Genomic DNA, 13,191 nt, shown 5'->3' with positions numbered 1-13,191 from the left:
CGCTGTATATGGTATCGGACGATTTTTATCGAGCCCTTGAGGATCGCTTTCGAGGCAGTCGTGAGTTGATCAAGTTTCGGCAGAGCGTGTATTTGCCGCTTGTCGAAGAGCTTGCTAACCGGGTACAGAAGAAGGTTCTGGACGTCGGGTGCGGGCGCGCGGAATGGCTCGAGTTGCTCGGCGAGCATGGTGTTCCCGCGGAGGGCCTGGATCTCAACGAGGACTTCGTAGCGGCTGGACAGCAAGCCGGACTCGCTGTATTCAGCGCCGATGCGATGCAATACCTTGGCGAGCAGCCGGACCAGTCGTACGGGTTGATTAGCGCGTTCCATGTAGTCGAGCATCTTGGCTTTGAGAACCTGCTGCTGTTCTTGCGCGAAGCTTATCGAGTTGTCGACGACGGCGGTGCGATTTTGCTTGAGACACCGAATCCGGCGAACCTGCTGGTCGGTGCGTGCAACTTCTATCTCGACCCGACTCATGAGCGGCCGATTCCGTCGATTCTTCTTAGCTTCGCAGCGGAGTTTTCGGGTTTCGAGCAGGTCGTCATCGTGCCGGTCAACCGCGGCTTTCTGCAGAACAACCTTGAGTTGATGCCAACGGAGTTGTCGGGCGCGAGCGTGATCAACAAGGTGGTGTCGTCGCTTGATCAGAACTTCATGCAGGCGCCGGATTACGCAATTATCGCGTTCAAGAAGGCAGGCAATGAATTGGTTGAGGTTGCTAACTCGCTTGTGAGCGACTCGCCATTGCCTATCTCGGCGAAGGAGACTGAAGACGTGAATGCATTGTTAGAGCGGGTGATTAACGCGGAGGCGGAACGGGCAGCGCTACGGGCAGATGCGACCAGCGTGCGCGAGCAACTGCACGACACCCTCGGGCGAATGGACGAGACACAGGTACGGTTGGGCGAAACGCAGGGACGACTGGAGGTCTTGCAAGACCGTTTGCTCGACGCCCAAGCGCGTGCAACGGCCGCAGAGGAGGCAGCGAACAGTTCGAAGCTTGTCCTGCGGGCGCAGGAACTCGAGGCGCAGCTTCAGGCCACCCATGCACGCGCAGCTGCGGCGGAAGACCTGGCAAACCGGTCGCAGGCGCATGTGATCGCGTTGTTGAGCAGCAGCAGTTGGCGTTTGTCGTCGCCAATTCGAATGGTCGGAAACACATTGCGCAAAGTGGGAGGCGCGCCGGGAGCCGTGAAACGGACGGCGAGGTTGGGGCTGCTCCACGGTGTCGCTTACGTGCGTTGCCGGCCTGTACTCAAGCAGCGTGTCGCAAATGTCCTGTCGCGGTTTCCGCGCGTGCGTGCGCGTCTTGCGCGTTATGTTGGCTTCGATGCTGCGCAAAGTGTCGTTGCCGGCGCGCCGCTTCCTTCGGTTGAGTCCGTCGAACAGCTCACCGCGCGTGGCCGTGCGATATACAACGATCTGGCGAATGCCAAAAGCATCAACGCAAAATAAAATTCTTCCGGTACCACCATGCGCATTGTTTTGGATCTTCAAGGATGTCAGTCGGTCAGCCGCCTGCGCGGCATTGGCCGATATAGCCTCGCGTTAGCGAAAGCCATCATACGAAACGCGGGGGACCACGAGGTCTGGATCGTACTGAACGATCTGTTTCCCGACACCGTTGACGGCATCCGGGCGTCGTTCGAGGGCTTGCTGCCGGTTGAGCGGATTGCCGTCTTTGCGGTGCCGAGTTTCTCGTTGTATCAGGGTGCAACTGACTGGCGCACTCGGGCAGCGGAACTCGTTCGTGAGTATGCGGTGGCTGAGCTTGAGCCAGATGTGGTGCACATCAGCAGCTTGTTCGAAGGGTATGTCGATGTGTCGGTGTCGAGTGTCAAGGCGCTTGGCACCAACGCCATTACAGCCGTGACGTTGTACGACTTGATTCCGTTCTTGAATCCGGACAAGTACCTGACCGACGCCGGATTCAAGAAGCACTACTACGGCAAGATTGACGCTCTCAAACGCACCGACGTGCTGCTCGCCATTTCCGAGTATTGCGGAGAGGAAGCGGTTCGCGAACTCGATATTCCTCGCGATCGGATCACCAACATTTCATCGGCCGTCTCGGAATCGTTTGTTTGTTCGACACTGTCTGACGACGACGTGCGTGCACTTCGTGGCCGCTTTGGCATTTCGCGGCCATTCGTCATGACGACAGGGATTGTCGAGCCGCGGAAGAACCTTGAAGGATTGATCGTTGCCTATTCCAAACTGCCGGCTGAACTTCGCAAGCAGTTTCAGCTTTTCATGGTGTGTCAGGCGACCGAGTCGAATCGCATCAAGCTGTTTGATCTGGCCGAGGCAAATGGTCTCGCCCGTGACGAACTGGTGCTGGCCGGCTACGTGTCCGACAAGGATCTGATCGAGTTGTACACGGCGTGCCATTTGTTCGTGTTCCCGTCGCTTCACGAAGGTTTCGGCTTGCCTGCACTCGAAGCAATGGCATGTGGAGCGGCGGTGATTGCGTCCGCCGCGACCAGCATTCCCGAAGTGATTGGCCGGGACGATGCCTTGTTCAACCCGCTCGATGTCCAGCAAATGGCGGACATGATGGAGCGCGCGTTAAGCGATGGCGAATACTGGCAGTCGCTGCGGGACCACGCGGCTGTTCAGGTGCCGAAGTTCTCGTGGGACGCGACGGGCAAACGTGCGTTAAAGGCTTTTGAGGCTGCGTATGAAGCGCGCGCGCAGGAGAGTGCTGTGGCCGTTGAGTTGGCCGACGTCCGGTATCGGAAATTGATCGACGCGTTGATCAAGCTCGATCTCCCTGTCACCGATGCAGACTTTGCCGCTAGTGCCAATGCGATCGCTGTCAATCAGCGCGCGGGACGCACGCGACAGCTGTTTGTTGACGTATCTGTCCTTTGCGAGCATGACGCGAAGTCCGGAATTCAACGTGTTACGCGCGCAATTGCCCGGCAATTGCTTGCCGCGCCGCCGGACGGATGGCAAGTGCGGCTTGTGCGGCTCGACCGGAGCGTGATGATCTATCGCTACGCGAACCGCTTCATGCATTCGCTGGACGTAGGCTCTCGAGGTGTCGACGACGAAGACGAATGGGTCGATAGCCAGCAAGGCGACATCTTTTTGGGCCTCGATCTGGTCGCAGATTGTGTGCCGCCGGCAGAAGGCTGGTTCGCGGCGCAACGGCGTCGCGGAGTGAAGATCTACTTCGTCGTGTATGACTTGTTGCCGGTGTTCCGCCCGGAATGGTTTCCGGAAGTGATTGCTACCGTGTTTCCGCCGTGGCTGAAGACAATCGGGACGGTTGCTGACGGCTTGATTTGTATTTCGCGCGCGGTCGCCGACGATTTGAAGATGTGGCTGGATGCTTCGACCGTGGAGCGCGTGCGCAAGTTGAAGCTAGGATATTTTCATCTGGGCGCGGATATCGAGAGCAGCCAACCGTCGACCGGCATGCCAGACGACGCCGCAAGCATTCTGTCCGCCATGCGCGAACGTCCGACGTTCCTAATGGTTGGTACCGTAGAGCCACGCAAGGGGCATGTGCAGGCGTTTGCTGCGTTCGAGCGACTGTGGGCGAGGCATGTCGACGTCAATCTCGTCGTGGTCGGCAAAGCCGGCTGGGGAGTAGATGGGCTGCCGGAAATGCTTGCTCAGCATCCAGAAAACGGTAACCACTTCTTCTGGATGCAAGGAATCAGCGACCAATTTCTCGAGAAAGTTTACGAATCGTCGACTTGCTTGCTTGCACCTTCGTTAGGCGAGGGATTTGGACTGCCGCTGATTGAGGGGGCACAAAAAGGCTTGCCGATTTTGGCGCGTGAACTGCCGGTCTTCCGGGAGGTGGCGGGCGACCATGCGTTCTATTTCACGGGCGATACCCCCGAGGAGCTCGCTGCGGCCGTAGAAGCTTGGATCTTGCTGGAGAAGGACGGGAAGGCGCCGCAATCGACGGGGATGCCGTGGCTGACCTGGAAGCAGAGCGCCGAAGAGGTTGGAAGGGTGATGCTGGACAATGCTTGGTATGAAGAGTGGATTACGGTTGCAGCGAGTAGTTCGAAGGCTTGAACATAAGCGGGCAATGCGATGGGGACGGATGTGGCTCATTTCGTGCTGCGACGCCGGATGTGAACGGGAGATAGCAATCCCTTATTTCTCCGGTATCGCCTGAAACATTTAACTGTTATTTTCGGTAAGGAGCGTTCGCGCCGGTGCTGAGTCAAGCATTGGTCACACAAAACGAAACTACGAGAGATGACAATGTTTCTACGGAAGCGAAATACCGCTGTTGTTGAGACCGAGGACCAGGTGCAAGTTGTTGCCGAAGCCCCCAAAACGCAGCCGGAAGCCAAGCCCAAATATTCACTCGACTCATTTCCACTTCGTCCTCCGCTCCCTCTCCCAGAAGGGGTGTCGAGGGCAGAATTATTCGATTGGCTCAAATCTGTCCGTGTTTCCGATGCTCCGGAATCGATAGCGGGTTACTGTGTCCAGGACTTCGAGCGGTTTGTCCAGACGTTTGGCCTTGTCCAGCGAGCAACTTCAAAGTCAAAGGGTGCACTGACGGGTTTGGAGTTGGGTGGCAATCCTTACTTCAGCACAATGCTGCTCAGAAACTTTACCTCTATTGACTGGCGCCTCGGTAATTATTTCGGCGACCAGATCCCGAAAGGCGAGGCAGAGCAGCGCGTTTATATGGACGAGTTTCGCAAGCCGGGCAGCAAGACGCACGTTGATCTGAAGTATTCGCATTTCAATATTGAGGAGGATACGTTCCCGTTTGAATCTGAGTCGCTTGACGTTGTGTTGTTCTGCGAAATTATTGAGCATTTATTGAACGATCCTTGTAAAGTGCTTCGGGAAATCAAGCGGGTTCTTCGCGAGGATGGAACGCTCGTTCTCACCACGCCTAATGTAAACCGGATTGAAAACGTTGCCCGAATGATTGTAGGCACGAACATGTACGACCCGTATAGTGGATTTGGGCCATATGGTCGGCACAATCGGGAGTACAACAAACACGAGCTTTACCTGCTGCTCAACTATCTCGGCTTCACCGTAGACGAAATATTCAGCGCCGACGTCCACGACAATATGACGAATGTCTATCTCGATCCCGACAAATTCGGGCATTTGATTGAGTATCGAAAACACGATCTTGGTCAGTATATATTTATTCGAGCACGGAAGACCGGTGAGGATAAGGGCAAGAAACCTGCCTGGTTGTATCGGTCTTATGAGCCGGCAGAACTCGAATAACGTATTGTCGCGCGGTCGACTCTGGGTGAGTTGACAAATTTATAGCTAGAAAACTCTGAGTTTGAGGGCTATGTTAATCAACAAATACACTCCGTTTCGGCAGTTGGCATCTGTCTATTCAGCTATTTTATCTATTAATCAGGCAATTATAAAATCCTCTGATCTACGCCGGGACGCGCTACATGAAGCAATGCGAGGTTCCGAGCAAGCCTTAGTCGGAATAAAGGATGCCTTGTCATCCTCCGATATTAGATCGGAGGTGGCATCCTTGAGAGAGAAAATTACTGTTTTAGAAAATTCTTTTGATGGACGAGTGGCGACAGCGATTCGAGACCATATGTATCTTCCGACGACGTCGCATTGGTCGCGGGACAAACCGTTTATGTCGTTTTCAAGTTGCAGTGCTGCGGATTTTCTCCATCCGCGATACACCGATATTTGCAATGTGCTTGATCATCCGCTTATTTTTCATCGAAAGCTGTGGGAATGGATATTTGTTTTTTATCATCTTGAGCAGGCCGGCGTGTTGGCGGCCGGCAAACGTGGCGTCGGATTTGGAGTAGGCCAGGAGCGGTTGCCTGCTGCTTTCGCCAGTCGTGGCGCGAGCGTGCTAGCGACCGATGCACCACCTGAGATCGGGATTTCGAGTGGATGGACTGCGACAGGACAACACAGTGACAATCTTGCGGAGCTGAAATATCCACGCATCGTTTCGGGCGAAAAATTCGACGCGCAAGTCTCACATCGTTTCTGTGACATGAATGATATCGACGATGACATTATCGGATTCGACTTTACATGGTCGTGCTGCTGTCTGGAACATCTCGGATCGCTCGAGGCAGGACTTCAATTCATTGTGAACAGCGTTGAAAAGACACTGAGCGTGGGAGGTGTTGCAGTTCACACCACTGAATTGAATCTTTCGTCCAACGACGACACTATCGAGAGCGGTCATACCGTGCTGTATCGGCATCGCGATTTGACCGAACTAGTTTCACGTCTACGCACTTTAGGGCATGACGTCAAGCCGTTCATCATTGCGCCGGATTCCCATGTCCTGGACTTTTACGTCGACCTCCCGCCATATGCGAGTTCGCCGCACTTGAAAATGCGCTTCGACAAATATGTCACGACGTCTGCGGGGATCGTTGTGAGGAAGCGCGTGCACTGAACTTGGTATGTGGCGCGCATCGCGTGAGATTGACTTCTAGACTTGTCTGAGCGGCATCGCATTCGTGAGTTGATGAGATACACAGACATGCCAGTTGATAAAACCTTACGCACGCTTTCAATCATTGCGAGTACTGGTCTGCTTCAAGCGTTAAGGGCGACGTTCCTGGCACCGGTGCTGGTCGTGGATTAACCTTTTGTCCCTGCCGGCGCCCGCGGCACAGGATGTGTTGCAACGGCGAGATCTGCCGGCATTGAGTGTAGCGTTGAATATGCTATTGCGAGGGTTCGATCCACAGTCGCTCCATGCCAAGACCTAGCTTGCGGCGGTCATCGCCATTATTAAGGTCATGCGGTGATATCGGTTGCGCTGGTTTTATAGTGATCAGATCGGTACCTTTCGTGATGCTGAATGGCAGCGCATAGTCAACTGCCTGCCCGGTTGGGGAAAACGTTTCAACCTGATCTCCAATTATCACTTGCGCTGGACGGCCGACATTCGGGCCAAACCCTTGCGCGCGCAGATGCAGCGTAAAGCGCATGGGAAGCGGGTGGGCAAAACGCAGGCTGATGGCGGGACCGATTGACATGTCGGACCAGCGCCCCCAGCTTTCGACTGAAGATAAGCCGTCAAGGCTCGTTAAGAAGTCCGGTGTACCGGCGCGCGAAAAATCCACCCCATCAGTCAGCGTGGAGTGATATTTCAGGCCCGATTTATCGATGACCAGATGAGTCCTCTCCATAACCTGTTGCGGCGCCATGCCTTGCGGCAAGGTACAGGTTCGGTGATTTCCATCTGCCAGATCGAAGAAAATCTGTTGCTTACTGCCGCTGTTGAGAACGGACGGTTTTCCGAGAATCCTCTGCAGTTGCGCCTCGATTGCGGCACCGCCGTCCGTATAACCACGTCGGTCGATATAAATGCCGCTAAAGCAAAGTTGCCTTACGATTTCAACTTGCCGCTCCATTGATTCTCCGGCCAGTGCACGAAAAAACAAATCAGCCGGTCGACCTCTCATCGCGCCATAACTCCATTCAAGCGTCGACGAACCGAGATACGCGCGAGCTGGGTCATAGCCCCCGAGTTGATTGATAGCTCCGCCTTCTGGAAATCCAATATATGGGAGCTGGTAGATCGCACCGTGCTTCGGAACCCGTTTTTCGATATCCGCGACAAAATGTGCATCGGCATAAAAATCGTCGCTTGCGGTGCGCAGGCACGAGACGCAGGCAGGGGTTGTCTGATCCCAGATTCCGAAGCCGCATAACGCGACGGCTGCGAATGCTGTCGAACTTTTAAGATGACCTCTCGCCCACCCTTGCGCGAGGAGTTGTTCGATCATCAACAACGTTGCGGCAATCGAGGTGAATGCGATAAAAACGCTCACTCGATTCCAAGCGCGGATCAGTGGCGTAATGAGAATAGCGAACAGGGCCGAGAATCCACCGACCGAACAAAATAACAGCAGGATGAGTGTAATCGACGCCAAGAAGAAAAATCTCTCGTCCTGACGAAACTGCGGTGCTAGAAGACTTAGCAAAAGCGCAATAAAACCGATGCTTCCGATCAGTCCCAGTGACGAACTCGTGTTCTCGTTGACCAAAGGAAAGGTCGACTCGTATTTAGCTGTCACTTTCGCTACCGGCGCAAACCGGTGGTTTAAGCGAGGCAGCAGGAGTTGCACTATCTTCAGGCCATAAACCTCAGCTTCAATTGGAGTTCTCTCTGCCACCTCACGATTGGCGCCGTGCTCGAATCTGTCAATCAGGTTCGGCGTGACATTTGCAATGATACCTGCCGTCACGATTGTCACCGCCAATAGCATTCCGCAAAGGCTTTTGATCGAACGCATCTGAAAATACCGCATTATCCCAGCGGTGATGAAAGTCAATACACCAAAAAATGAATAGTAAACGCCAAAGCATGACAATGCGAGAAGTATAAGCGCATCTCTAATGTTGATGCCTACACTACGGGATGCTTTGGATGTTCTCGCAAAATCCCCACGATAAATTTTAAACGCGTACCAGATAAAAATCGGCGCGACAAAGTACCAAGTGTAGAAGAGGTGTTCCAGTCGTTCAAAATGAAAAGGCAGGATCGTGAAAATAAAGCCACCAGCGAAACTCAGCGCCAGGGAAACCCGAAGTTTCCGCAACACGATATACGCGCTCAGTGCGTTGGCAGGAAAGCCAAGTAAATAGTAAAGATTGAGTGCAGCCGCAGCGCTGCCAGACATGCGTCCGAGCAACTTCAGCGCGAAAAGACTGCCCGAATCGGGAATGGGGTAGTCGTAGAGATAGGAACCAAACGGCGCGCCCATCAAGGTCGAATGGAACAGCCACGACCCCTCCATGACGCGCTTGATCATAACCAGGATCAGGAGGCCGTCGCCACTATAGATCAACGGAACGCGCAGGTCGAAATGGGTACCCCCCGTGAGCAACCAAACGGTGACCATCACCAGTACGACCATGGCTATTGGCACACCCCACTTCAAAATGGGGTGGGTGGTTTGTAGCTTGGCTTCTTGATAAGGCTTGGCGAAAATGTCCGTCACGAGTTGGCGCTCTTTCTATAGTTACGCTGTAGGCGAAATTGAACCTGCGTCAGTCGCAGCAGAATGCTCAACAGGTGCAATTCCACCGCCAGCAATCCTTTCTCTCTCCACCACCAACGGACGCTTTTGCGCATAAGTCAGGATCGCGCCCACGTACTCTCCAAGCAATCCGATGAAAAACAACTGGACTGACGAAAAGAAGAACAGCCCAACCAGCAGCGGTGCGCTACCTATGACGAAACTATTCCAGTACAGCAGCTTCAAAATCGTATAGACCACGGAAACGCACAAACTCACGCCCGACAAGAAAAACCCCGCAATAGTCGCCAACCGCAGCGGTACTTTCGAATGCGATGTAATGCCCAGCATCGCGATGTCGTACAGCGTATAAAAATTGTTCTTCGATATCCCGCGCTTACGCCGAGGCTGCACGTAAGGGATCTGAATCGCGTCAAACCCGATCTCGCAGATCAGGCCGCGGAAGTAGGGATACGGATCGTCGATCTGCCGAATGATCTCGATCACCTTGCGGTCGTACAGCCCGAAGCCCGTGAAGTTCTGAATCAGCTTGACGTTGGCGATTCGCGTGACCGTCCGGTAATACGCGCGGCGAATGGCAAAGAACAGCGCAGACTCCTTCGCCTCAGGTTTCACACCCACAACGATCGGCGCACCTTCCAGCCAGTTGCGAACAAAGTCGCGCATCAACTCTGGCGGGTCCTGAAGATCCGCCACAAGCAGAATCACCGCATCACCCTTAGCCTGCAACAAGCCATACACCGGCGACTTGATATGCCCGAAGTTGCGGGCATTCACGATCACGCTGACGTTCGGATCAGTTGCGGCAATACCGCGAAGAATGCTGACGGTTTTATCGTAGGAAGCGTTGTCGATGAACAAGTGGTCGTACGTGACTTCCGGAATGGTCGCGAAAATCCGCTTCGTCTCGGTGTACACCGCCTCGACGTTTTCTTCTTCATTGAAACAGGGAGTAACGACCGTTATATGCTTCATGGCAGATTGAAAACAAACCGACGATTAAGGATAAAAGCGAGGCCGGCAAGGGGAAGCAGCATGATGCCGTTCGCCACGTACACGTTGAGGCCAAAGCTCAATAGCAGTTTCACACCGCCAAGGTTGATCAGGTAGATCAGGCAATACACACCAACGAAGCGCCAGAAGCGCGAGCGCGGCGCGCCGCCAAACACAAGACGCCCGACGCTCTGGAAATTGAACAGCACGCCGCCAATGGTCGCCAGCGCAATCGAGAGCGGGTACCCCATTCCAAACCACGTGAAGACGGCGAACAATGCATAACCAAAGACAGTGTTGATGCCACCGACCACGAGAAAGCGCAGCAACTGATACCACGTGTCGACGCGCGACTCGGGAGCCGCGGCAAGCGCGATCGGATCGTCGGCAATCGGCTGTCCGTTGACCGCCTCTTCAGTCCTGGAGTTGGACACTCGCATTCAATGCCTCCCTGATCTGGCGTGCCACGGCCTCGGACGACAAGCCGTGACTTTCCATCAGGAAAGAATAATTGCCGCAGAGCGAGCTGAACTGATCCTGGATACCCACGCGCACAAAGGTGCCGAGGTACTGACCCATCAGCGTCTCGGCAACCACGCCGCCCAGTCCGCCATAAATCGAATGCTCCTCGAACGTGACGATCGCTTCGCGGCCTTTCGCCAGTTCACGCAACGATTTTTCCGGGAACGGCTTGAGGCAGGGCGCTGAAACAACGTCGGCATTGCCTAGCGCGTCAGCAGCTTTTTGAGCCATCTTCAGACCCGAGCCCGTTCCTATGAAAAGATACGGGGCACCGGTGTTCGTCACCGGGATCAGGTCGCCGTGACTCCAGCCTTCAATAGGACCACGATGCACATCGCCCAGATCGGCCTTGCCCATGCGCATATACGCCGGCCCCGGATTCCGCACGATATGCTCGGCGCACGCCGTCAGTTCGAAACGGTCGCCAGGAGAGTAGATGGAGATTTGCGGCACACCACGCAGCGCGGCGATGTCTTCGGTACTTTGGTGGCTCGTGCCCAGTTGGGCATACACCACGCCGGCGCCATCACCAATGAAGGTGACCGGCAGGTTCTCGTAACACACGTCTATCTTGATCTGCTCAAGCACGCGAATGGGCACGAAGGCAGCGAGTCCGTACACGACCGGCTTGAAGCCGGCCTTAGCCAGCCCGGCCGCGACACCCACCATGTTCTGCTCGGCAATGCCGCAATTGATGTATTGCTCCGGGCAGGACTTCCGGAATGCATCGAAGAGGGCATAGCCGTGGTCGCCCGTGAGCAACAACACCTTCGGGTCTTTCTTCGCAGCCGCAACCAGCGCGTTAGAAAATGCGTCTCTCATGCGCGCTCTCCCAGTTCCGTAATAGCGGCTTCGTAGGTTTGCGGATTAAGCCGCGTGTAGTGCCAGATGTTGTCGTGTTCCATGAACGACACGCCTTTGCCCTTGATCGTCTTCGCGATCAACGCCTTCGGCTTGCCATTCTTGCTGGCCTTCAAATCCCGATATGCGCGATCGATCGCCGCCTCATCATGACCATCGACACTCACCGCCTCGAAATCGAACGCCCTGAACTTGGCTTCAATGTCACCGAGGCTGATCACTTCATCGGTTGTGCCCATCGCCTGGAAGCCGTTCACGTCCACGATGACAACCAGGTTATCGAGCTTGAATTGCGCAGCGAACAGCGAGGCTTCCCAGATCGTGCCTTCGTTCAGTTCACCATCGCCCACCAGCGCGTAGCACATCTGCTCTGTCTTGTTCATCTTGGCGCCGAGCGCAAGACCAACACCAACCGACAGCCCATGACCAAGTGAGCCGGCCGTGACTTCCACGCCTGGGACGTGAGCATCGGCCAGACCCTTCAAGCGCGTGCCGTTGCCGAAGTACGTGTTCATCTCTTCATCGCTCAGCCAGCCGATCTCATGCAGGCAGGCGTATTGCGCCATCACGCCGTGCCCCTTGCTCAGCACCATGTAGTCGCGGTGCGCCGCATGCGGGTCAGTGGCGTCGAAGTTGAGGTGATTGCGATAAAGCACCGCGAGCAGTTCCACGATCGAAAACGCACATCCGATGTGAACTGTCGAACCGGCGAACGCCATGTCGAGAATGGTCTTGCGAATGCGGACCGCGTCGAATTTTTTCATGCCGTGACCGCTGAGCGGTTCCAGTTGATCGTCTTGGACAGAGCCAGTTCCAAAGGAGTGAATTCGTCGACATCAAGCGCATGCCGCGCCTTCGACGTATCCGGTACGTAACGCGGGGCAGGGCCATTGCCAGCCTGCATTGCCGGTGCCGCGGGCAGTGTCGAGCCGCATTGGCCTTCCACCATGCGCGCGAGATCGATGATCGAAATTTCGCGCTCAGACCCGACGTTATACGCGGCGCCGCTTTCACCGCGAACCAGCATGCGCAGGAGCCAGATGCACGCGTCCGCCATGTACAGGTAGCTGCGCAAAGGGCGCCCGTCGCCGTTGATGCCAATCTGTTTTCCCGCCAGCGCATCGCGGATGAAATTGCCTGCGGCGAATGGACCGTCCAGCGGAATAGCCGGTCCGAGCACCGCATAGATCCGCGCGATGCCCACATGCATGCCGCTGTGCTGCTGCGCGTAAGCCGATGCCAGCCATTCGGCGGCGCGCTTGCTCTCACCATAAGCGCTTGCCATCTTCAGCGGGTCGGGTGCACCCGTGAAGGTCTCAGGCGTACGCGCGAGCGTGGCTGGTTGCACGCCGTACACAGCACCACTCGATGTCAGCAGGAACCTCGACGCGCCATTCGCCTGTGCAAAATCCAGCACACGACGCGTGCCGGTCACGCCGGTATCGAAAACGCGGAACGCATCGCCCGCACGGGCAAGATCGGCAACGTCGGTTGCTGCATGAATGCAGGCGTCGATAGCCTGACGGCCCGCTTCGAAGCTCGCGACATCGCCCTGAATGAGCTTGATGCCGGGCACTGCAAACAGATGCGGCGCGTAGTCGATGGCTTTCTTCGGATCGCGGCTCAGCGCAACGGTTTCAATCTTGCTGCCGGCTACTCGATTGGCATGTTGCACGACTTCGAGCAGCCACGAGCCAATAAAGCCCGTACCGCCGGAGATGAACAGCCGCGCCCCGTGAAGGGCGGACCAGACATCGGCGGTACGCTCGACGACAAAATCCAGGTCGTCCTGAGGCAGCGGCTTGCGCATA

10 protein-coding genes are annotated in these 13,191 nt (G+C 55.5%); 4 read left to right on the top strand and 6 right to left on the bottom strand.

From position 1 onward, the window contains the following. The first annotated feature begins 65 nt into the window (after window positions 1-65). From ACSOSP_RS09555 to ACSOSP_RS09540, 4 genes are all read left to right on the top strand, one after another. Complete coding sequence (locus ACSOSP_RS09555) at window positions 66-1,460, top strand: class I SAM-dependent methyltransferase (RefSeq protein WP_455306012.1); 1,395 nt, start codon at window positions 66-68, stop codon at window positions 1,458-1,460. Between the two features lie 18 nt (window positions 1,461-1,478). Continuing rightward, window positions 1,479-4,043 carry a glycosyltransferase family 4 protein gene (locus tag ACSOSP_RS09550; RefSeq protein WP_455306010.1) on the top strand — a complete coding sequence of 855 codons (2,565 nt, stop codon included), beginning with the start codon at window positions 1,479-1,481 and terminating at the stop codon, window positions 4,041-4,043. Between the two features lie 192 nt (window positions 4,044-4,235). Continuing rightward, window positions 4,236-5,234, top strand: a complete 999-nt coding sequence (locus tag ACSOSP_RS09545; protein ID WP_455306008.1) for a class I SAM-dependent methyltransferase — start codon at window positions 4,236-4,238, stop codon at window positions 5,232-5,234. Between the two features lie 70 nt (window positions 5,235-5,304). Then, window positions 5,305-6,405: a hypothetical protein gene (locus ACSOSP_RS09540; protein ID WP_455306006.1), complete on the top strand. Its 1,101-nt coding sequence runs from the start codon at window positions 5,305-5,307 to the stop codon at window positions 6,403-6,405. 274 nt (window positions 6,406-6,679) lie between these two features. Here the strand turns inward: ACSOSP_RS09540 and ACSOSP_RS09535 are convergent, their stop codons facing one another. From ACSOSP_RS09535 to ACSOSP_RS09510, 6 genes are read right to left on the bottom strand one after another with little or no spacing between them, the layout of a single operon-like run. After that, window positions 6,680-8,965, bottom strand: a complete 2,286-nt coding sequence (locus tag ACSOSP_RS09535) for a DUF7024 domain-containing protein (protein WP_455306004.1) — start codon at window positions 8,963-8,965, stop codon at window positions 6,680-6,682. Between the two features lie 21 nt (window positions 8,966-8,986). Next, window positions 8,987-9,979, bottom strand: a complete 993-nt coding sequence (locus tag ACSOSP_RS09530) for a glycosyltransferase family 2 protein (protein ID WP_455306002.1) — start codon at window positions 9,977-9,979, stop codon at window positions 8,987-8,989. Next, window positions 9,976-10,437, bottom strand: a complete 462-nt coding sequence (locus tag ACSOSP_RS09525; protein ID WP_455306000.1) for a GtrA family protein — start codon at window positions 10,435-10,437, stop codon at window positions 9,976-9,978. Before ACSOSP_RS09525 ends, ACSOSP_RS09530 begins: the two co-directional genes overlap by 4 nt. Beyond that, window positions 10,412-11,341: a transketolase family protein gene (locus ACSOSP_RS09520; RefSeq protein WP_455305998.1), complete on the bottom strand. Its 930-nt coding sequence runs from the start codon at window positions 11,339-11,341 to the stop codon at window positions 10,412-10,414. The genes ACSOSP_RS09525 and ACSOSP_RS09520 overlap by 26 nt, the downstream gene beginning before the upstream one ends. Continuing rightward, entirely contained in the window at window positions 11,338-12,144 is an 807-nt protein-coding gene (locus tag ACSOSP_RS09515) for a transketolase (protein WP_455305996.1), read from the bottom strand. Before ACSOSP_RS09515 ends, ACSOSP_RS09520 begins: the two co-directional genes overlap by 4 nt. Next, entirely contained in the window at window positions 12,141-13,190 is a 1,050-nt protein-coding gene (locus tag ACSOSP_RS09510) for an NAD-dependent epimerase/dehydratase family protein (RefSeq protein WP_455305994.1), read from the bottom strand. Before ACSOSP_RS09510 ends, ACSOSP_RS09515 begins: the two co-directional genes overlap by 4 nt. Between the last annotated feature and the right edge of the window lies 1 nt (window position 13,191).

Source organism: Caballeronia sp. KNU42 (assembly GCF_053760385.1).
Note: the sequence above shows the minus strand (reverse complement) of the source record. Positions and strands in the feature narration are given on the sequence as shown.